This window comes from Amycolatopsis dongchuanensis, assembly GCF_039542405.1.
Taxonomy (GTDB): domain Bacteria; phylum Actinomycetota; class Actinomycetes; order Mycobacteriales; family Pseudonocardiaceae; genus Amycolatopsis_E; species Amycolatopsis_E sacchari.
In genome coordinates, this window is sequence record NZ_BAABIB010000137.1 from 40,010 (window position 1) to 57,959 (window position 17,950).

Genomic DNA, 17,950 nt, shown 5'->3' on the forward strand with positions numbered 1-17,950 from the left:
GAGAGGCATGACGACGAGTGAGACCGAGAAGCCGGCCACCGGCCCCGAGGAGGAGCCGCGGCCGAAGCCGGTGACCAAGCCGGACGGAGCGTGGGATCCGAACACCCCGCCCACGGGTGCTTGGGACCCGAACACGCCTCCGCCGACTGGCGCGTGGGACCCGAATACCCCGCCGCCTACGGGCGCGTGGGATCCGAATACCCCGCCGCCCACGGGCGCGTGGGATCCGAACACCCCGCCGCCCACGGGCGCGTGGGACCCGAACACCCCGCCGCCGACTGGTGCCTGGGACCCCAACACGCCTCCGCCGACCGGAGCGTGGGACCCCAACACCCCGCCGGTGCCGGTACCGCAGCCGGTCAACGGCCACGCGCCCCAGCAGGGGACGGGCCTGTGGATCCGCGACCGGGTGATCACGCACCTGCTGTCCTCCAGTGCACGCCCCGGCGTGTGGGCCTTCGTGGCGGGGCTCGGCTGGAAGCGGCTCGCGGCGGTGGAGTCGGGGCGTAGCCCGCTGACGGGGCTGGCCGTGCTGGCGAAGGCCAACGGGCTGCCGGTCTCGTTCCGGGAGAACGCCCTGGGCCAGATCGACCAGATCCTGGTCTGACGAAGGGCTGGTGGTGGCCGGCAGCCGAGGGGGCCGCCGGGCGCCACCGTTCGCCGGATCGCCGAAGGAGGTTCGGGGGAGGCTCCGGACGCGATCCGAACGTGGCCGCCGCGAGGACGGCCACGAGGTGCGATGGCCGAGGGGGAAGGCCATCGGGTGTGAGGGGGGAGCCGGCCGGTGTCCGCGGCGCGACGCCGGCCGGCGCTCACGCGTAACGAGGTATTACTCCGATCGGGTGACATTTGTATCTGATGGCCGCAAGCCTTCTCTCATACGGCGAGAGCGGGATACTGCGAGCACCGGCGGAGGAGTGACCACTGAGAGCGGGGGCGATTGGCGTGACGGAAGTCCACACCGCCGAGGCTGGCCCACCATGGGACGGCCTCCGTGGCCCTGAGCTGTTCGCGGCGTGCCTGGAGGCCGCCCGCGGCGGGGACAAGCGGGGGCTGGACCGGCTCGTCGCCGAGCTGACCCCGCTGGTGTGGAACGTGGCCCGCGGTGCGGGTCTCGACAAGCACGCCGCCGAGGACGTGGTGCAGACGGTCTGGCTGGCGCTGCTGAGCCACCTCCACCAGCTGCGCGAGCCGAAGGCGCTCGCCGGCTGGCTCGTGACCACCGCCCGCCACGAAGCGCAACGGGTCAACGGCCGCAGGCAACCGCCCGTGCCGCTGACCGACGAGATGGCCGAGGCCGTGCCCAGCACGCTGCCGGCGCCCGAGGCCGAGGTGCTGCGCACCGAACGGGACCGGCGGATCTGGGCGGCCTTCGGCAGGCTGCCGCAACGGTGCCAGGAACTGCTGCGGCTCACGGTGCTGGCCGGGCGCGCCGAGTACCGGGTCGTCGCCGAGGCGCTGCGGATGCCGCGGGGCAGCATCGGGCCCAACCGGGGGCGCTGCCTGAAGACGATGCGCGAACTGCTGGACTCCGAAGGGGGCAGTGCATGAACGAGATCAAGGTGCCGGAGGGAGCGCATCCCGGCGACGAGGCCCTGCTCGCCGAACTGGGGCGCGTGCTGGAGGCGGTCGACCCCCCGCCGCCCGGCCTGGTCGAGCGGGTCCAGTTCGCGCTGGAGCTGGAGAACCTCGACGTCGAGGTGGCCAGGTGGGAGCGCGCAGACCAGCTCGTGGGCGTCCGCAGCAGCGTCGACCAGGGCACCATCACGTTCACCGTCAGCGACCTGACCGTGATGATCAACCTGACGAAGGTGGGCCGCTGCCACCGCATCGACGGCTGGCTCGTGCCCGCGGGCAGGCACGGGGTCGAGGTGCGGGTGGCCGAGCACGGGTCGTCCTCGACGGAGTCCGACGAGGGCGGCCGGTTCGTGCTCGACGAGGTACCGCGGGGCACCACGCAGATCGTCATCTCGGTGGGCGGTACGGGTGCCAGGCGAACGGTCGTCACGCCCGCGGTGGTGCTCTGACCTCACCGGCTGTACCCCGGCCGAACACGATGTGCTCAGATAGCTGGTGTGGCCGTACCTGAGGAACCGCGAAGCGTCCTCGCACGCGTGCGGGAGCTGCATTCCCGAGCGGCCGACGCCTCCGGTGACCTGCACAACGCCGTCGCGCTGCGCCTGCTCGACCAGGCGCTGGAACTGCTGGACTCGGCCGGACCGGTCACCGAGCCCGACTGGGTGGAGCTGCGCGTCCGCGTGCTCGTCAGCATCGCGCTCGCCGAGGCCGAGACAGGGTCCACGGCCGCGGGCCTCGCGCACCTCGACGACGCGGCGGCCCTGCCGGAACTCCTGCCGGAAAGCGCTTCCCCGCACCTGCTCAGCGCGGTGATCGACGCGCAGCGCGCGCTCGTGCTGTGCCGGGTGGGCCGCTTCACCGAGGCGCTCGAACTGTTCGACGCGATCATCCCGGTGCTGGAGCGCGACGCCGAGGCCAACGCCCTGCCGCTGTCCCGGAACCTGATGAACCGGGCGCTCGTCCACATGAACCTCAACCAGCCCGCGGCGGCGCTTTCCGACCTGCACCGCTGCATAGATCTGGCCACCCGCCACGGCCTGGTGCGCATCGAGGGCAAGGCCCGGCACAACCTGGGCGACCAGTCGCAGCTCGTCGGCGACATCCCGGAGGCGCTGCGGCACTACGAGCAGGCCGCGCGCATCTACGAGCAGGCGGGCCCCGGCTGGCTGCCGCGGCTGCGGCTGGACCAGGCGCGTGCGCTGCTCACCGCCGGTCTCGCCGAGGAAGCGGCGCGGCACCTGGACGAGGCGCTGCCGGAGCTGCGGCGCAGCCGGGCCATCCAGGACGTCGCCGAGGCGGAGGTCGCGCGCGCCGCGGCGGCGATACTCGAACGGGACTACCCGTTGGCGCGCAAGCTTTCCACCGCCGCCCGAAAGCGCTTTCTCCGCCGCGGCAACGAAAGGTGGGCGGAGGTGGCGGCGCTGGCGAAACTGCGGGCGAACGCGACCGAAGCCCTGGAGGGCGCCGCTCGCCCGGCCCGCCGCGCCGCGGTGGAGCTGGTCGAACACGCGAACCGCTTGGCGGAGCTGGGTTTGCGGGACGAGGCGGCCGTCGCGCGGTTGCTCGCGGTACGCCTGCACCTGAGGCGTGGTGCGGTCGACGCGGCGGAGGAACTCCTCGCGCGGGTGCCGAAACCGCGCCGCACCACGCCCATCGACCACGTGATGCTGCTGCGGTTGTGCCGAGCGGAACTCGCCGTGGCACGCGGCAGTTCCCGTTCCGCCCTGGCGCAGGCCCGTGCCGGGTTCGCGGAGCTGAGCCGGGTGCGGGACCGGATGGGCGGGCTGGACCTCGTGTGCGGCACGGCCGTGCACGGGCAGGAACTCGGGCGGCTCGCCGTGGGCCTGGTACTCGACGGCGCGCGCGGCAACGCCGGGGCGCGGCGGGTGTTCGCGTGGCAGGAACGCACGCGCGCCCAGGTGTACCGCTACGAGCCGCTGCCCGAGATCGCCGATCCCGTGCTGGCCAGGTTGATCACCGAGATGCGGCACGTGCAGCGCAGTGCGCAGCAGAACCGGCTGGAGGGCAAGCCGGCGGGCGCGCTGGAGCAGCGGTACGTGCGGCTGCAGCGGGAGGCGAGCAGGCTGGGCTGGTACACGAGCCCTTGGGGCAAACCCCGGCCGGTGTCCACTCCGGACGAGGTCGCGGCGGCGCTGGGCGAGCGCGCGCTGGTGAGCGTCATCGCGCACGGGGACCGGTTGTCGGCGGTGGTGGTGCGGGACGGCCGGTTCCGGCTGGTCGGGCTGGGACCGTTCGCGGAGACCGTCGAGATCACCAAACAGCTGCACGCGGACCTCAACGTGCTCGCCCCGGACCACCTGCCCGAGGCGCTGGTGGCGGCCGTGACGCGGTCCGCGGAGAAGCGCGCGGGCCTGCTCGACCGCCTGGTGGTGGACCCGCTCGCCGACGCGATCGGTGACCGCGAGCTGGTCATCGTGCCGATCGGCCCGCTGTACGCGCTGCCGTGGGCGGCCTTGCCGTCGTTGCGCGGGCGCCCGCTGTCGATCGCCCCTTCGGCGACGGCGTGGCGGAACGCGGCCGAACGCGGCGCACCGGAGCCCGTGGTGCTCGTCGGCGGGCCGGGGGTGCCGGGCGCGATCGGTGAGGTGCGGGAGCTGCGGTCGGTGTACCCGGGAGCGCGGCTGGTCGACGGCCCGAGCGCGACGAGCGCGGAGGTGCTGGCGGCGCTGGACGGTTCGGGGCTGGCGCACCTGGTGGCACACGGGGCGCACGAGCCGGCGAACGCGTTGTTCTCCCGGCTCGAACTGGTCGACGGTCCGCTGTTCGCCCACGAGACGACGCGGTTGAAGCGCCCGCCGGAGCAGGTCGTGCTGGCGGCGTGCGAGCTGGCGATGAGCCACATCCGGCCGGGCGAGGAGGCGCTGGGGTTCGCGGGCGCGTTGCTGGCGGGCGGTTCGCGGACGATCGTCGGGGCGATCGCGAGGGTCGGCGACCGCGCGGCGGCGGACGCGATGGCGGACCTGCACCGCAGGCTGGCGCGCGGCACGTCACCGGCGCTGGCACTGGCGGAAGCCACGGCGGTCGACCCGCTGCGGCGGCCGTTCCTGTGCCTCGGCGCGGGCTAGGGCCAGCCGCTTCCCCGCCACCACCCTCAACGGACACGCTCCGCGTGGCTTGCCTAGCCCAAGAAATCGGGGAGCGGCACGGGCGTCAGACCGTCCTCTTTGGACTGACGCAGGAACGCGGCGAAGTCCTCGGGGAACGTCTTGCGGAAGTGCATCAGCACGACGTCCCCGGCGCGCAGGTGCTTGCCGGTCTGGAAGTCGACGCGCCCGTCGTTGACCGATTCCGTCCACAGCACGCTCGCGCGCATCCCGCAGTTCGCGGCCGCCTTGAGCGTGTTCTGGTCGAAGGAGCCGAACGGCGGCCGGAAGTAGACCGGCCGGACGCCCAGCATGCGCTGCAGTTCGTCGGCGTCGCCGCAGATCTGCTGCTCCTGGTAGGCGAGGGATTTGCCGCGCAGGTCGGGGTGGTCGATGGTGTGGTCGCCGAGCGTCGCGCCCGCGGCGAGCACCTCGCGGAAGTAGTCCTCGTGCCCGCGGACGTAGCGGGCGTTGAGGAACAGCACCGGGTGCGCGCCGGATTCGCGGATCAGGCGCGGTGCGTCGGGGTGCGGGATGGCGCCGTCGTCGATGGTGAGGAACACGTACGGCTCGGCGATGTCGATGCGGTTCAGCTGGGGCACCTTGCCGTCGGTGACGGGAGGCGCCTGCCGCTGGACCTGCCCGAAGGGGTAGGGCGTGGTGGGCGCGGGGGCAGCGGTGGAGGCCGGAGCGGGGAGGGGTTCCGGCGTCAGCACGGCGGCTTCGATCCGGGAGGTGCAGGCGCTGAGCAGCGCGACCAGCGCGAACGCGGCGGCGACGGCACGCCTTGGCATCGAGTCCCCCTTCCTCACGGCCTACAGAGAAGTCGCGGAAGGGGACGTCGGTGTTGCAGTTGCTCGTAGTGATCTCAGTCGCGTTCGGCGGCGCGGACGAGCCGGGCGGACAGGAAGACGATCGCGGTCCGCAACAGGGCGAGCACGAGCGGCCCGGTGCCGGGGACCTTCTCCTTGAACGTGCCGCGCCAGCGCAGTTCCGTGCCGTTCGGGGTGGGGGTGAAGGTCACCTCGCCGCGGTAGTCGTCGACGGGGGCGGAGCGGGCGAAGGTGTAGACGTGGCGCTTGCCGGGTTCGTACTCGAGCGTCTCCTCGTACATGAGGACGGGGAACAGCCCGACGCGGCGGATCGCGCCCACGCCGCCGGGCTGGTCGGCCCACCGCGCCCAGCCGGACTGCACGATGAGCGGTTTCGCCCACTCGGACCAGCGGGCGCCGTCGGTTTCCAGGCGGAACAGCCGGTCGGGCGAGGCGGTGCTGGTGCGGGTGACCTCGAAGGAGAAGCTGCGTGGCGGCATGCCGGCCATCATCCGACAGGGGACGCGTCCTGCGCCAATGCGCGGTTCGGTGTTCGATGGGGAGATGGGCATGAACTTCGACGACCTCAAGAAGCGGGCCCAGGAGGCGCTGGGCCAGAACGCCGGGAGGATCGAGCAGGGCATCGACAAGGCGAGCGGGTTCGCCAAGTCCAGGCTCGGCCAGCACGCCGACAAGATCGACAACGTGGCCGGCAAGGCGAAGGACCTGCTGCACCGCACCCAGGGGGAGGGTGGCGGGCCGGGCTCGGGTGGTCCGGGCTCGGCTGGTGGGCCCTCGGGTGGCCCGGGTTCGGCGGGTTGGCCTGGCCCGGGCTCGGCTGGTGGGCCGGGACCGGCTGGTGGCCCGGGTCCGGCCGGTGGGCCTGGCTCGGCTGGTGGGCCTGGCTCGGCTGGTGGGCCGGGTCGGGCCGGTGGGCCGGGTCGGGCCGGTGGCCCGGGATCGGCTGGAGGTCCGCGCCCGGCTGGAGGTGCGGGCGGTCCGGACTCGCCGGGCGACGGTCCTGGTCCGGCGGGCGGGCCCTCGAACCGCCCGGGTCCGGGACCGGATCGCCCCGGCCCGACTGGCTGATTTCGCCCGGCTACTCGCCGGTCACCGCGCGGCCCCGCGGGTCCTCCCGCGTGGCTGAGTCCCGCTGTGCCCTGCGCGACTGGCGCGGCGCCCCCACCGCCTGGCCGAGCGGGGGCTCTCCACGCTTCGCGGCGGATCGGTGCCGCACGTGGCCCCTCCGCGCGCCGCGCAGCCTTCGCCGCCGAACCTCGCCGCTCGCCCGTCGAGCCTGAGCTGCCGTCACCCCGCCGTCGACGGCCGCCGAACCTCGCCGCCGAGTCGGCCCCGGCCGCCGACCCCACCGCCGACCGCCGCCGCGCCCCGGCCTCGGCCACCGCCGCCGCGTCCAGCTCAACGCCTGGCCGCCCACTGCCGCCGAACCTCGCCGCCAAGTCGGCCCCAGCCGCCGCCGACCGCCGCCGCGCTCGGCCACCGGCCCACCATCGCCGACCTCACCACCGCCCGCCACCTTCGCCGAGCCGCGCCGACCTTGCCGAAGCCTCAGGCCACTTCGCCGATCGCGACGTCCTCCGTGATCGCCGTGATGCGGCCGCCCCTGGCGCCCAGCGCGCGCAGGCCGTCGCGGGCGTCGGGGGCCGTGAGGCTCACCCGCACGCCCGCCGGGGTCTGCGCACGCCACTCCGCAAGCGCTTGCGCACCCTCGTGCCCTGCGTTGATCGTCGCCGCGAGGCCGCCCGTCGAGGCGAGTGAGCCCCGCATCGCACCCAGCCTGCCGAGCGCCTCGTCGAGCACCGGCAGCAGCGCTTCGCGGTTGCCCTCCGTCATCGCGCGCACCAGCTCCGGCCGCGTGCCCGCGACCCGCGTCCCGTCGGCGTACGAACTCGCCGCCAGCGCGAGCGCGACCGGCCCGCCCTCCGCGCCGACCGTCGCCAGCACCGCCGCGAGCAGGTGCGGCAGGTGCGAGATCCGCGCGACCGCCTCGTCGTGCGCCGCGGCGGTCAACGGCACGACGTGCGAGCCGACGTCCAGCGCGAGCCGCGCGACCTCCGCCCAGGCGGCCAGATCCGTGTCGTCCTCGACGCACGCCACCCACGCCGCCCCGCCGAACAACGCCGGATTGCCCGCGCGCCAGCCCGACTCCGCCGTGCCCGCCATCGGGTGCCCGCCCACGAACCGCGCGTCCGGCGCGAACGACCGCACCGACGCCAGCACGGGCGCCTTGACGCTCGTGACGTCCGTCAGCAGGCACCCCGGAGCGTGCTTACCCACCTCGCGCAGCACCTCGCCGACGACCGGCAACGGCACCGCGAGCACCACGAGCGCGTCCTGCTCCCCGGCGCGGCGGAGCGCGGCGGCGACGTCGGTCGAGGCGTCGAAACCGTCCGCCGAGGCCGCCGCGGCATCAGCCTCGGAGGCGGTGGCGCCCCAGGCCGCACGCCCGACAGCGGACGCGGCACGCAGCAGCGAGCCGCCGATCAACCCGAGCCCGATCACGCATACGTCTCGCACGAGGCGTCATCCTGCCAGTGATCGCCGTGGTGCACGCAACGCGTCCAGCGCGTATGCCGCGTACATCGCGACGCCGTTGGGGAAAGCGCTTTCCTCGTGGAGTACCCGGTTCGAGTGGTTCGAGGCGGCCTCCTCCGGGTCCGTGCCAGGTGGACAGGTGCCGAGGAACGCGAAGGCCCCCGGAACCCGTTGCAGCACATAGGAGAAGTCCTCGCCGCCCATCATCGGTGCCGTCATCGCCGCGACGTTGTCCTCACCCAGGACTTCACGCCCGAGGGTGAGCACCCGCTCCGCTTCGACCGTGTCGTTGGCCGTCACGGGATAACCCGGTTCGAGGTCGACCTGCACCCGGCAGCTGTGCGCCTGTCCGACCGCTTCGCACACCTTGGGCAGCTCGTCGCGCACCAGCGCGCGGCTGCGCTCGGACAGGGTGCGGAAAGTGCCTTCGAGCTCGGCGACCTCGGGGATGATGTTGCTCGTCGTGCCGCCTTCGATCCGCGTCACCGACAGCACCGCGGGGTCGAACACGCTGACCCGCCTGGTGATCATGGTCTGCAGCGCGCCGACCATGGCCGCCGCGGCCGGTACCGGGTCGATCGCCTGGTGGGGCGCGGAACCGTGGCCGCCCTTGCCGATCACGCGGACCAGGAAGTTGTCCGTCGAGGCCATCATCGGGCCGGGGCGGGTCTGCACCTGCCCGGCCACGATGTTCGCCGACACGTGCAGTCCGAACGCCCGCTGGACGCGTTCCCCGGCGGCGTCGAGCACCCCTTCGTGGATCATGTGCCGCGCGCCGTGGAAGCCCTCTTCACCGGGCTGGAACATGAACACGACGGAGCCGGCCAGCTCGTCGGCGTGCGCGGCGAGCAGCCGGGCCGCCGACGCGAGCATCGCGACATGCGTGTCGTGCCCGCAGGCGTGCATGACGCCTTCCTCCACCGAGGCGAACTCCAGCCCCGTGTCCTCACGCAGGGGGAGCGCGTCCATGTCGCCGCGGAGCAGGACGGCGGGCCCGGGCTGGGCGCCGCGCAGGACCGCGGTGAGGGACGTCGTGGACTTGCCGAGCGCGATCTCCAGCGGCAGGTCGGCCAGCGCCCGCTGGATGGCGGCCTGCGTGCGGGGCAGGTCGAGGCCGCGTTCGGGGTGCCGGTGGATTTCGCGCCGCAGCTCGACGGTGGTCGCCTGCAACGCTTGTGCCTCGGCCAGCAGCCCGGCGAACCGCGCGTCGGGCAACGAAGGCAACTCGGTGGGTCCGCTCATGTGTCGATACTGACCCATGTCCCTCCGCCGCAGGTATACGGTGTGCGCATGTCGGTGAAGGAGCCGGTCGCGGGGTTCGCCGTGGCTGTCGTCCGCGAGGACGGCAAGTGGCGGTGCAGCGCGTTGGACGCCGACGCGCTGACGAATCTGGACGCGGCGATCACGGCACTGGGGAAGTTGCGCTCGACCGGGGCCGTGTTCGCGTTGCTGGCCGTGGACGACGAGTTCTTCGTCATCGTGCGGCCCAGTCCGCGTGGCCCGTCGTTGCTGCTGTCGGACGCGGCGGCGGCGCTGGACTACGACATCGCCGCGGACGTCCTGGACGTGCTGCGCGTCGAGCCGCCGGACGAGGAGGACGACTCGATCTGGCCCGAGGGCGACCTGGAGATCCTGGCCGACGTCGGCCTGCCCGCGCCCGAGCTCGAGGTCATCGTCGGCGATATCGACCTGTACCCGGACGAACAGCTCCAGATGATCGCGCAGCGCTGCGGCTTCGGGGACGAGTTCGGCGCGCTGCTCGACGAGATCTGATGGACGACGCCGCTCTGGTGCGTGCCGCGCTGGCGGCCGCGCGGGAGGCGGGGCCGGACGTCCCGATCGGCGCCGCGGTCTTCGGGCCAGACGGCACCTTGCTCGCTTCCGCGCACAACGCGCGCGAGGAGCTGGGCGACCCCACGGCGCACGCGGAGGTCCTCGCGCTGCGTGCGGCGGCCCGCGTGCACGGCGACGGCTGGCGGCTGGAGGGCTGCACGCTGGCGGTGACGGTCGAACCCTGCACGATGTGCGCGGGGGCGCTGGTGCTCGCGCGGGTCGCGCGGGTGGTGTTCGGGGCGTGGGAGCCGCGGACGGGTGCGGTCGGTTCGCTGTGGGACGTGGTGCGCGACCGCAGGCTGAACCACCGGCCGGAGGTGGTGGGAGGCGTGCTGGAGGCCGAGTGCGCCGCGTTGCTCGACGCGTTCTTCGCGGGTCACCGGGACGTGTGACGCCTGCCGGTCACGGGTAACCCACCGTAGACCGGAAGGAGGAGAGATGAGCGTTCTGGAGCGTGCGAGGAGCAGGTCCCGCCAGCTGGTCGGCGCGGCGAAGCAGCAGCTCGGCCGCCGGACGGGCAACCAGCGGCTCACCGCCTCGGGAAGCCGGGACCGGCTGGTCGGCACCGTCCGCGAGACGACGAACGAGGTGCGCGACTGGGCGACGACCGCCGCCCGCGACGCCCGGCGGCGGTTCGGAAGCCGCCCTCGGTGAAGTGCGGGAAGGCCGTGCAGTACCCTAGTCGGCGGTAGCGTGTCCGAGCGGCCGAAGGAGCACGACTCGAAATCGTGTGACGGTTAACCCCGTCCGTGGGTTCAAATCCCACCGCTACCGCTCGTGCCGGACGCCCGGCTCCCACCTCGGGAGCCGGGCGTTCTGGCGTTTCGGGGGTGCTTGTCCTGCCATCCTGGACGTTGTGCTCTCGGTTCAGATGAATGACGCGGCCTTCGCCTCGCTCGGTGAGCAACCGCTTCCCTCGCTCGCTCCGGGCTTGCGTGAGATGGCGGCTCGGGGCATCGAGCGCCGGGGTGCGGTCCTGACGTGGGCCGGATCGCCATTCACCGCGGTCAGATCGACGCCTCCCATCGACAGGACGGGCTGGGAGTGCGACGAGGCCTCGCTTCACCTGGAGCGTTTCGTGCCGGTGGGCAAGACGACCGCCGAAGGCGTGCCGCACATTTCCGTGCAGGGGCAGCGACTTCTGCTCGGCCAGGGGCTCGCACTCGCATTCGCCCTGCGGGAGCCGGTGTACGCACTGACCCCCCGCGTGCCCGTTCGGTGCATCGTCGCCGCGAACGAGACCAACGGGACCTTCCGATTCCACCAGATCCGTGCCGGGGAGAGCTGGCACGTGCCCGATCTCGACTCGTACCAGTCGGAAAAGGTGCTCGTTGTGAACATCGAGCCGCCTGGTGCAGCGGCGTTGTCGTAGAAGCGCGGCCCGCACGGACCTCGCTCACCCCGACCGGGCACCGTCAGCGAACCGTTACCACTTGTTACACCGTGGTCTTCCCCTGTCTCACCGTTTCGAGGGAGGATGCCTCGACCGATCGAGACTGAGGGGAACTGAGGGTGATCTCTCGTAGAACGGGTTTCGTGGCCTTCATGGCCGCCGCCGGGCTGGTCGTCGGGGCGTCGCCCGCGTTGGGGGCGCCTGCCACCGACGTGCTGATCGGCGAGGTGTACGGCGGCGGTGGCAACTCCGGCGCGACCCTGACCAGCGACTTCATCGAGTTGGCCAACGTCGCCGGCACGGCCGTGAGCCTCGACGGGTGGAGCGTGCAGTACCTCCCCGCGAGCCCGAGCGCCTCCAGCAAGTGGCAGGTCACCCCGCTCAAGGGCAGCGTGGCCGCGGGCGCCCGGTACCTCGTCGCCGAATCCACTGGATCGGGTGGCACCGTCGCCCTGCCGACGGCCGACGCCTCGGGCAGCATCGCGCTCGCGGCCGGCGCCGGGACCGTCGCGCTCGTGCACGGCACGACCGCCCTGACCTGCCTCACCGCCGCCGACTGCACCGCCGACCCGGCGATCCACGACCTCGTCGGCTACGGCAACGCCACCGTCCGGGAGGCCAACCCCGCGCCCGCCGCGAGCAACACCACCTCCGTCTCGCGCACCGGCGCCGACACCGACGACAACGCCGCCGACTTCACCGCCGGCACGCCCTCGCCCACCAACACCAAGGGCGAGACCGCCGGCGGCAGCACCCCGGCGACGCCCGCGAAGATCCACGACATCCAGGGCGTCACCCGCATCTCCCCGCTGAAGGGGCAGAAGGTCACGGGCGTGACCGGCATCGTCACCGCCGTCCGCTCCTTCGGTTCCTCCCGCGGCTTCTGGCTCACCGATCCCCAGCCCGACAACGACCCCCGCACCAGCGAGGGCCTGTTCGTGTTCACCGGTTCGACCACTCCTGCCGTCGCGGTCGGCGATGCGGTCAGCGTGACCGGCACGGTCAGCGAGTACTACCCCGACAGCCCGACCGACTCGATCTACCAGTCCACCACGGAACTCACTGGTCCACAGTGGACCATCCAGTCGAGCGGGAACACCCTTCCCGTGCCGACCGTGCTCACGCCGAACACCGTGCCCGGCGAACTCGCGCCGCAGGTCGGCGGCAACATCGGGAACCTGCCGCTGCAACCGGCGAAGTACGCGCTGGACTTCTGGGAGGCGCACGAGGGCGAGGTCGTGAGCGTCAGCGACGCACGCGTCGTCGGGCCCAGCAACGAGTACAACGAGCTGTACGTCACGACGAAACCCCGCGAAAACCCCACGCCGCGCGGCGGGACCGTCTACACCGGATACGACGACCCGAACACCGGTGTGCTCAAGGTGGAGTCGCTGTTGCCCTTCGCGCAGCTGCCCTTCCCCGTCGTCAACGTCGGCGACACGCTCACCGGCGTCACGTCCGGGCCCGTCGAGTACGACTCCTACGGCGGTTACACGCTGGAGGCGACCACCCTCGGGCAGGAACGCAGCGGCGGGATCACCAAGGAGGTCACGCGCAAGCAGCGTCCCGACGAGCTGGCGGTCGCGACCTACAACGTCGAGAACCTGTCCGCTGTGGACAGTCAGGAGAAGTTCGACCAGCTGGCGCACGGCATCGTCGACAACCTCGCCGCGCCGGACATCGTGACGCTGGAGGAGATCCAGGACAACAACGGTGCCGCAACAACCTCGGACACCGTCGTCGCCGCCGACCAGACGCTGAAGCGGTTCACCGACGCGATCGTCGCCGCGGGCGGCCCGCGCTACGAGTGGCGCGAGATCGACCCGCAGGACGACCAGGACGGTGGCGAACCCGGCGGCAACATCCGGGTGGGCTTCCTGTTCAACCCCCAGCGTGTGTCCTTTGTGGATCGTCCGGGTGGGGACGCGACCACGGCGGTCAGCGTGGTCAAGCAGCGGGGCAAGGTGCACCTGTCCGTCTCGCCGGGCCGGGTCGACCCCACGAACGAGGCGTGGGAGGACAGCCGGAAACCGCTCGCGGGTGAGTTCGTCTTCCGCGGCCGGACGGTGTTCGTGCTCGCCAACCACTTCAACTCCAAGGGCGGCGACCAGCCGACACACGGCCGCTACCAGCCGCCCACGCGCAGTTCCGAGGTGCAGCGCGGCGAGCAGGCCCAGGTGCTGCGCGGGTTCGTCGACCAGCTGCTGGCGGCGGACCGGCACGCCAACGTGATCGTCGCCGGGGACCTGAACGACTACCAGTTCTCCCCGGCGCTGCGGACGCTCACCGCGGGCGGCGGGCTGACCGACCTGATCGACACCCTGCCCCCGTGCGAGCGGTACAGCTACGTCTACGAGGGCAATTCCCAGGTGCTCGACCACATCCTGACCGCGCAGACCCCGCACGGCATGGACTACGACGTCGTGCACATCAACGCCGAGTTCGCCACGCAGGCCTCCGACCACGACCCGCAGATCGTGCGGTTCCGGCCCCGCGGCTAGACCGGGTGCAGGTAGGTGGCCCGGTGCTGCGCAGCCCGGGCCGCCTGCAGCACCGCCTCCGCGAGGTCGGCGGGATCGACCTTGCCGAGCAATGCGGTGTTGATCGCGACCTCCACGATCTCCCCGGTCCTGGTCACCCCGACCTCGACCAGGCCCCAGTCGTCCTGCGCCACGGTGATGCGCTGCTCGCGTTGCCGGCGGCGGGCGAGCGGCTTCGGCTCACGCTCCATCGCGTCCCCCTTCCGCCGCCTACGACGGTGGAGGACCGACGGCGGTTCCGGGAACCCGGCCGCTTTCCCACCCGTCGGAACGATCATGAGCTGGACCCGGGCACGCGCCGAGCACCTGTCCCGCCGCCGGATCGCCCCCGCGGTCCCCGCCGCCGTCGGCGACGAGACGGGCTGGGTGCGGGCGTACGTCACGCTGCCGGTCGAACGCGAGGACGAGACGCTCGAACCGGAACGCTGGCTGCGCCCGGCGCACTAGCGGCGTGCGCGCCAGCCCAGTGACAGCACGGAATCCACCAGTTCCTGGTACATCGGCTTCAGCTCGTTGAGGTACCGCTCCAGCCACGCGCCCCGCGCGTTGGCGGCGGGCGTCGGGCCGTCGGCGAGTTCGAGCCACGGCAGCCGGGACACGTTGTCCTCCGCCATGCGCCACCAGTGGTGCGCGACCTGCACGGTGCGCTGCTCACGCTGCTTGGCCTCGGCGACGGCCTGCTCGGCGGCGAGGATCTCGGTGTCCAGCTCCTGCGCGCGCCGCAGCTCCCACGCCCGCAACTCCTCGGCCGCCTTGCCGGCGAGCCCGACGATCTCCTTGTAGCGCATGGCGGCGGACGTCATCAGAACTCCGGGCGGTCGAAGGGGATCATGACTTCCGGGGACACGTGCGTGCTGCGGTCGAAGAACAACGCGCGGCCGGGCCTCGGCGACCAGTGCACCACCTGCCCAGCCGCGAACTGGCTCAGCTCGCTGCCCTGCACGTCCAGCGCGGCCCACGCGCCGATGTCGTCCGTGCTGCCGAAACCGAGCGTGTCCTTGAGGCGAGCGGTGCTGCGCCACCAGCCCAGCGTGTGCACGTTCCGCGTCGGCCCCTGCTTGAGCACCGTGCGGAAGTGGTCGAGACCGCTCTTCAGCTCGCCCGGCTTCTTCGCCTCCAACGTGGGCAGCGCCGCGTCCACGCCGTACAGCAGCAACAGCCGCGCGCGGTCGGGCGGCTCGTCGAGGAGCTGGGCCATGCGGGCGCCGAGTTCGTCCTCGTGCAGTTCCGACACCAGGTGCCCCTCCGCCTTGAGGACCTGCACGAGGTGGTCGACGGCCGGGGAGCATCGCTCCACCAGGCACGACACCAGGAACTCGGCCTCGTGCGGCCGGTACTGGCGCGCCAGCGACTTCGCCGCTGCGTCCAAAATGGACAGAGCCTCGGCCGCGGCGGTGCCGAGCACCGCGAGGTTGCGGCCGGGCGCGTTGAACAGGTCCACCGCGCACGCCGTGTCCTCGACCTCGATGGCCTGGCCCAGCAAGGCCTGCGGGCGACCGCCGGGGGACAGCGCGGCGAACGCCGGCACGTGCTCCAGCATCGGGGAGTGCGCGCCGTCGAACAGGCGCGGCCGCTGGTGCTCGTCGGCGTAGAGCTCCCACAGTTTCCGTTGCAGGGACGAGAAGATGTCCCGGCTGCTGGCGTCGGGTACGTGGGCGAGCTGGTTGCCGTGCGCGACACCGGAATCGTGGTTGACCACCGCGTGCCACTTCGGCGCCGCGACGGCCGCGTTGTTCGTCTCCGCCAGCACGCGCCGCGCCTTGGGCATCGCGATGCGCAGTGTGCACTGCTCGAACACCGCGGGCTTGCCCCAGAACGCGTCGATGCCCGCGATGTCCTGGCTCGCCAGTATCAGGTGGATGCCCTGCGCGCGGCCGCGGCGGGCGATGTCCTCCAGCAGCGCCGTGGCCTGGTTCGTCACGGCGTCGCGGCCGGCGAACAGGTACTGGAACTCGTCGATCACGGCGACGATCCGCGGCCAGTGCCCGGTCGGGTCCTGGCGGCGCAGCTCGGCGAGGTCGGTGACCTCGTGCTCCTTCGCGGCGGCCGAACGGCGCCGCAGCTCGTCGGCGAGGAACCGCAGCAACGCCAGCCCGAACTCCCGGTCGGTGTTGACGTTGACCCCGATGAGGCGGGCGTGCGGCAGCCAGCTCGCGTCACGGCGGCCGGGCGCGAGGCCCGCGAAGGACACGCCCTCTTTGAAGTCCAGCAGGTACAGCGCCAGCTCGCCGGGTGGGTAGCGGGCGGCGAGGCTGCCGATGAGGGCGTACAGGAAGTTCGTCTTGCCCGAACCGCTCGGCCCGCCGATCAACGCGTGCGGGGTGGCGTCGCCGATCACCACCTCGACCGGGTCGCCCTCGTAGAACCCGACGGGCGCACGCAGTTCACGCGCCGAGCGCTCCTGGCCCAGTTCGGTGGGCAGCAGGTCGGCGAAGGAACGCGGGCCGCCCTGCTTCGCGATGAGCGCCTCGGCCAGCCTGCTCGCCGCGCTGCTGACCTCGACGGCCGGGATCGGCGGATCGAGGTCGACGACGAGGTCGGGACCGGTCATGCTGGTCACGGCGTGCTGTTCGTCGAGCAGGCGGATGTTCTCGACACCACCGCCGAGCATGGTCGGCAGGTCGACGACGATCAGCGAGATCCCCGCCGCGAGCGCGCCGCCCGCGATGCGCCGCAGTTCGCGTTGCTGCTCGCGGGACCAGTCCTCGCCGTTGCCGAAGAACACCGCGATGCGCCACGGTTCGGTGCGCTGCCCGAGCGCCTCCCGCATGTCGCGCAGCGAGTGGTGCCCCGCCTGCATGGTCTGCGCGGAGATGCGGCGGACGTACCCGGCGAGCTCGTCGAGCAGGTCGTCCAGGCGCGCCGGGTCGTAGACGGTGACGGCGCTGGTGCGGCTGAGCGGGTAGAGGTTGGGCAGGACGGCGGTGAGCTGCCCGATGTCCCACAGGTGCACCCGGACCGCGCCGGGCTCCATGCTGCTCAGCACCCGCAGCAGCAGCCCCTCGACGAGCGCTTCCGCGGCGGCGCGGGTCTTCGGGGCGGTCGTGATCGCCAGGTGCGACTCGTCCAGCAACGGCACGGCCACCGGGAACGGTCCCGTGGAGTCCACTGTGGACGAGCCGATCCGCCACAGCGGCGGCGGGGTCAGCTTGCCGGTGCCGACGCGGCCCAGCCAGTCGCTCGGCGGTCTGCTCGCCGCACCCGGCGCCGTCTCGGCGACCAGCTGCCGCAGCTGCCCCGGCACCGTCGCCGCCTCGGCGTGGAAGGCGGCGTGCACGGCGTTCAGCCGCTCCCGCACGCTCGCCAGCGCGGGGTGCCGCAGGTCCTCGGGGTCGGCGCCCGCGATGCCGGCCCGGACGATGCGCTGCTCCAGCCGCAGGCGTTCGAGCTCGGCCTCGGCCGACTCGCGGGCGGCCTGCGCCGCGCCGAGGACGAGGCCGAGCTGCTCACGCATGGCGCCGAGCGCGGCGAGCACCCGCCCGCGCTGCGCACTGGACTTCGCGAACTTCATTAGAGGCTGGCCTGGTAGCCGCTCACCAGGTCGTCCGCGGCGGCGAGCCGGCCGGCGTCCTGGCGAAGCCGTTCCTCGGCGAGTGCGAGCTGGGGCGGCACCCAGGGTTCCGCCTGCTCGAAGGCCGTGACGATCGTTTCGCGTGCTTCATCCAGCAGCTCCACCGCACGGTTGGTGTGTTCGGTTGCCTCCGCCAGTTTGGCACGGAAGGCGCCCAGTTGGGCGTGCAGCTCGGCGAGCGAGAACATCTACAGCCGAGCGGAGTAGGACTCGGCGGACGAAACGGCGGCCTGGATCGTGTTCTGCTGGCCCGTGATGCCCTGGACCGCTTCGGCGAGCAGGCCGTGCGCCTGGGTCACCTCCGGCTGGGTGCTGCCCGCCGTCACCTGGCCGAGGATCTGCTGGGCCTCCTCGAGTGCCTGGGCGGCCTGTTGCAGGGCGGCGACGCTGGCGTTGCACTTCTCGTTCGCCATCGCGATACCAGCCCGGATCTCTTCCACTCCGGCCATCGGTGTGGGTTCTCCTCGGATGTGTCGTGCCACGTGGTCGTCGTTGGTGACGACCCTCATAAAACTATCGGTATGCCCGGGAGGGGAGTGCACTAGGCCGATCGTGTGAACAGG

Annotated in this window: 20 protein-coding genes and 1 tRNA gene; 12 read left to right on the forward strand and 9 right to left on the reverse strand. The window is 72.5% G+C overall.

Going from position 1 to position 17,950, the window contains the following annotated elements:
• Positions 1-7: 7 nt before the first annotated feature.
• From ABFX51_RS33235 to ABFX51_RS33250, 4 genes are all read left to right on the forward strand, one after another.
• Positions 8-607, forward strand: coding sequence for a hypothetical protein (locus tag ABFX51_RS33235; RefSeq protein ID WP_346056103.1), 600 nt, complete (start codon positions 8-10; stop codon positions 605-607).
• 338 nt (positions 608-945) lie between these two features.
• Positions 946-1,551, forward strand: coding sequence for an RNA polymerase sigma factor (locus tag ABFX51_RS33240; protein WP_091509088.1), 606 nt, complete (start codon positions 946-948; stop codon positions 1,549-1,551).
• Complete coding sequence (locus ABFX51_RS33245) at positions 1,548-2,027, forward strand: hypothetical protein (protein ID WP_091509085.1); 480 nt, start codon at positions 1,548-1,550, stop codon at positions 2,025-2,027. The genes ABFX51_RS33240 and ABFX51_RS33245 overlap by 4 nt, the downstream gene beginning before the upstream one ends.
• 87 nt (positions 2,028-2,114) lie before the next feature.
• Positions 2,115-4,664: a CHAT domain-containing protein gene (locus ABFX51_RS33250; protein ID WP_346056104.1), complete on the forward strand. Its 2,550-nt coding sequence runs from the start codon at positions 2,115-2,117 to the stop codon at positions 4,662-4,664.
• A gap of 53 nt (positions 4,665-4,717) precedes the next feature.
• Here the strand turns inward: ABFX51_RS33250 and ABFX51_RS33255 are convergent, their stop codons facing one another.
• Both ABFX51_RS33255 and ABFX51_RS33260 read right to left on the reverse strand, forming a co-directional pair.
• Positions 4,718-5,476, reverse strand: a complete 759-nt coding sequence (locus tag ABFX51_RS33255; RefSeq protein ID WP_346056105.1) for a polysaccharide deacetylase family protein — start codon at positions 5,474-5,476, stop codon at positions 4,718-4,720.
• 74 nt (positions 5,477-5,550) lie between these two features.
• Positions 5,551-5,994 (reverse strand): SRPBCC family protein, encoded by a 444-nt coding sequence (locus ABFX51_RS33260; RefSeq protein WP_346056106.1) that lies wholly within the window; start codon positions 5,992-5,994, stop codon positions 5,551-5,553.
• Between the two features lie 70 nt (positions 5,995-6,064).
• Between ABFX51_RS33260 and ABFX51_RS33265 the strand changes: the two genes are divergently transcribed.
• Complete coding sequence (locus tag ABFX51_RS33265) at positions 6,065-6,583, forward strand: antitoxin (RefSeq protein ID WP_245783122.1); 519 nt, start codon at positions 6,065-6,067, stop codon at positions 6,581-6,583.
• Between the two features lie 480 nt (positions 6,584-7,063).
• On the opposite strand, the gene ABFX51_RS33270 is transcribed toward ABFX51_RS33265, so the two are convergent.
• Positions 7,064-8,017, reverse strand: coding sequence for a prephenate dehydrogenase (locus ABFX51_RS33270; protein ID WP_346056157.1), 954 nt, complete (start codon positions 8,015-8,017; stop codon positions 7,064-7,066).
• 21 nt (positions 8,018-8,038) lie between these two features.
• Positions 8,039-9,292 carry a M20 metallopeptidase family protein gene (locus ABFX51_RS33275; RefSeq protein WP_346056107.1) on the reverse strand — a complete coding sequence of 418 codons (1,254 nt, stop codon included), beginning with the start codon at positions 9,290-9,292 and terminating at the stop codon, positions 8,039-8,041.
• 48 nt (positions 9,293-9,340) lie between these two features.
• Here ABFX51_RS33275 and ABFX51_RS33280 point away from each other — a divergent pair, with 48 nt between their 5' ends.
• From ABFX51_RS33280 to ABFX51_RS33305, 6 genes are all read left to right on the forward strand, one after another.
• Complete coding sequence (locus tag ABFX51_RS33280) at positions 9,341-9,823, forward strand: tRNA adenosine deaminase-associated protein (protein ID WP_346056108.1); 483 nt, start codon at positions 9,341-9,343, stop codon at positions 9,821-9,823.
• Positions 9,823-10,275, forward strand: coding sequence for a nucleoside deaminase (locus ABFX51_RS33285; RefSeq protein ID WP_346056109.1), 453 nt, complete (start codon positions 9,823-9,825; stop codon positions 10,273-10,275). The genes ABFX51_RS33280 and ABFX51_RS33285 overlap by 1 nt, the downstream gene beginning before the upstream one ends.
• 46 nt (positions 10,276-10,321) lie before the next feature.
• A complete protein-coding gene (locus ABFX51_RS33290) occupies positions 10,322-10,537 on the forward strand; it encodes a CsbD family protein (protein ID WP_091509069.1) in 216 nt (71 codons plus the stop codon).
• Positions 10,538-10,570: 33 nt separating this feature from the next.
• A tRNA-Ser gene (locus ABFX51_RS33295) sits at positions 10,571-10,657 on the forward strand.
• 82 nt (positions 10,658-10,739) lie between these two features.
• Positions 10,740-11,255 (forward strand): hypothetical protein, encoded by a 516-nt coding sequence (locus tag ABFX51_RS33300; RefSeq protein ID WP_346056110.1) that lies wholly within the window; start codon positions 10,740-10,742, stop codon positions 11,253-11,255.
• A 173-nt stretch (positions 11,256-11,428) separates the two neighbouring features.
• On the forward strand, positions 11,429-13,777 hold the full coding sequence (locus tag ABFX51_RS33305; RefSeq protein ID WP_346056158.1) for an endonuclease/exonuclease/phosphatase family protein: 2,349 nt from the start codon (positions 11,429-11,431) through the stop codon (positions 13,775-13,777).
• On the opposite strand, the gene ABFX51_RS33310 is transcribed toward ABFX51_RS33305, so the two are convergent.
• Positions 13,774-14,007: a YbaB/EbfC family nucleoid-associated protein gene (locus ABFX51_RS33310; RefSeq protein WP_346056111.1), complete on the reverse strand. Its 234-nt coding sequence runs from the start codon at positions 14,005-14,007 to the stop codon at positions 13,774-13,776. The genes ABFX51_RS33305 and ABFX51_RS33310 overlap by 4 nt on opposite strands.
• Before the next feature lie 85 nt (positions 14,008-14,092).
• Between ABFX51_RS33310 and ABFX51_RS33315 the strand changes: the two genes are divergently transcribed.
• Positions 14,093-14,263, forward strand: coding sequence for a hypothetical protein (locus tag ABFX51_RS33315; RefSeq protein WP_346056112.1), 171 nt, complete (start codon positions 14,093-14,095; stop codon positions 14,261-14,263).
• Here ABFX51_RS33315 and ABFX51_RS33320 read toward each other — a convergent pair.
• From ABFX51_RS33320 to ABFX51_RS33335, 4 genes are read right to left on the reverse strand one after another with little or no spacing between them, the layout of a single operon-like run.
• A complete protein-coding gene (locus tag ABFX51_RS33320) occupies positions 14,260-14,619 on the reverse strand; it encodes a hypothetical protein (protein WP_346056113.1) in 360 nt (119 codons plus the stop codon). The genes ABFX51_RS33315 and ABFX51_RS33320 overlap by 4 nt on opposite strands.
• Complete coding sequence (locus ABFX51_RS33325; RefSeq protein WP_346056115.1) at positions 14,619-17,327, reverse strand: FtsK/SpoIIIE domain-containing protein; 2,709 nt, start codon at positions 17,325-17,327, stop codon at positions 14,619-14,621. Before ABFX51_RS33325 ends, ABFX51_RS33320 begins: the two co-directional genes overlap by 1 nt.
• Positions 17,327-17,575 (reverse strand): hypothetical protein, encoded by a 249-nt coding sequence (locus ABFX51_RS33330; protein WP_091509059.1) that lies wholly within the window; start codon positions 17,573-17,575, stop codon positions 17,327-17,329. The genes ABFX51_RS33325 and ABFX51_RS33330 overlap by 1 nt, the downstream gene beginning before the upstream one ends.
• Entirely contained in the window at positions 17,576-17,836 is a 261-nt protein-coding gene (locus ABFX51_RS33335; RefSeq protein ID WP_091509056.1) for a hypothetical protein, read from the reverse strand.
• Positions 17,837-17,950 lie beyond the last annotated feature (114 nt).